We start from the raw sequence: 1,793 nt of genomic DNA on the forward strand, positions 1-1,793 counted from the left end.
AGTGAACGCTCGGCCTGATCTGGTAGTAGGTAAGCGATGGGGTGACGCAGGAAGGTAGCCCATCCCGGGCGGTGGTTGTCCCGGGGTAAGCATGTAGGACGGGGCGTAGGCAAATCCGCGCTCTATGTGTCTGAGGTGTGATGCCGAGCCGATTGTGGCGAAGTGGGTGATCCTATGCTGCCGAGAAAAGCCTCTAGTGAGTGGTGTGGCGGCCCGTACCCTAAACCGACTCAGGTGGTCAGGTAGAGAATACTAAGGCGTTCGGGTGAACTGTGGTTAAGGAACTCGGCAAATTGCCCCCGTAACTTCGGGAGAAGGGGGGCCTCTGCTGGTGATGGCACGTGCTGTCTGAGCTGGTGGGGGTCGCAGTGGCCAGGGGGAAGCGACTGTTTACTAAAAACATAGGTCCGTGCGAAGTCGTAAGACGATGTATACGGACTGACGCCTGCCCGGTGCCGGAACGTTAAGGGGACCGGTTAGCCACGTAAGTGGCGAAGCTGAGAACTTAAGCGCCGGTAAACGGCGGTGGTAACTATAACCATCCTAAGGTAGCGAAATTCCTTGTCGGGTAAGTTCCGACCTGCACGAATGGCGTAACGACTTCCCCGCTGTCTCAACCGCAGACCCGGTGAAATTGCACTACGAGTAAAGATGCTCGTTACGCGCAGCAGGACGGAAAGACCCCGGGACCTTCACTACAGCTTGACATTGGTGTTTGGGACGGTTTGTGTAGGATAGGTGGGAGACTGGGAAGCGGTGACGCTAGTTATCGTGGAGTCATTGGTGAAATACCACTCTGATCGTTTTGGATGTCTAACCCGCGCCCGTGGATCCGGGTGGGGGACAGTGTCTGGTGGGTAGTTTAACTGGGGCGGTTGCCTCCTAAAGGGTAACGGAGGCGCCCAAAGGTTCCCTCAGCCTGGTTGGCAATCAGGTGTTGAGTGTAAGTGCACAAGGGGGCTTGACTGTGAGACCGACGGGTCGAGCAGGAGCGAAAGCTGGGACTAGTGATCCGGCATCGGCGTGTGGAAGCGGTGTCGCTCAACGGCTAAAAGGTACCCCGGGGATAACAGGCTGATCTTCCCCAAGAGTCCATATCGACGGGATGGTTTGGCACCTCGATGTCGGCTCGTCGCATCCTGGGGCTGGAGTAGGTCCCAAGGGTTGGGCTGTTCGCCCATTAAAGCGGTACGCGAGCTGGGTTTAGAACGTCGCGAGACAGTTCGGTCCCTATCCGCTGCGCGCGTAGGAGACTTGAGAGAGGCTGTCCCTAGTACGAGAGGACCGGGACGGACGAACCTCTGGTGTGCCAGTTGTTCTGCCAAGGGCATGGCTGGTTGGCTACGTTCGGAAGGGATAACCGCTGAAGGCATCTAAGCGGGAAGCTCGTCTTGAGATGAGGTCTCCCTCCCTGTGAAGGGGTAAGGCCCCCCATAGATGATGGGGTTGATAGGCTGGGTGTGGAAGCGCGGTAACGTGTGGAGCTGACCGGTACTAATCGGCCGAGGACTTGACCATAAAGCAATAGACGCTTTGTGGAGTGTGCTGCGCTTCTTTGAGGCTGCGCTGCTTTGCAGGTGTTGTGCTCGCGTCCACTGTGTGATTCAGAAACAGCAAACACGCACGTCTGTTGTGGACTGTTGTGGTTTGATGGTTTCATAGTGTTTCGGTGGTTATAGCGGTGGGGAAACACCCGGTCTCATTCCGAACCCGGAAGTTAAGCCCTCCAGCGCCGATGGTACTGCACCGGGGACGGTGTGGGAGAGTAGGACGCCGCCGGACAATCTTTCGAA

General features: G+C 57.1%; 2 rRNA genes. Both read left to right on the top strand.

Annotated features, from left to right (window positions below):
* A 23S ribosomal RNA gene (locus KIP79_RS46085) occupies nt 1-1,518 on the top strand; the annotation flags it as partial.
* Between the two features lie 147 nt (nt 1,519-1,665).
* Nucleotides 1,666-1,782: ribosomal RNA gene (gene rrf / locus KIP79_RS46090) — 5S ribosomal RNA — on the top strand.
* Nucleotides 1,783-1,793 lie beyond the last annotated feature (11 nt).

Origin of the sequence: Acrocarpospora catenulata, assembly GCF_018476525.1 — a bacterium.
Lineage (GTDB): Bacteria > Actinomycetota > Actinomycetes > Streptosporangiales > Streptosporangiaceae > Acrocarpospora > Acrocarpospora catenulata.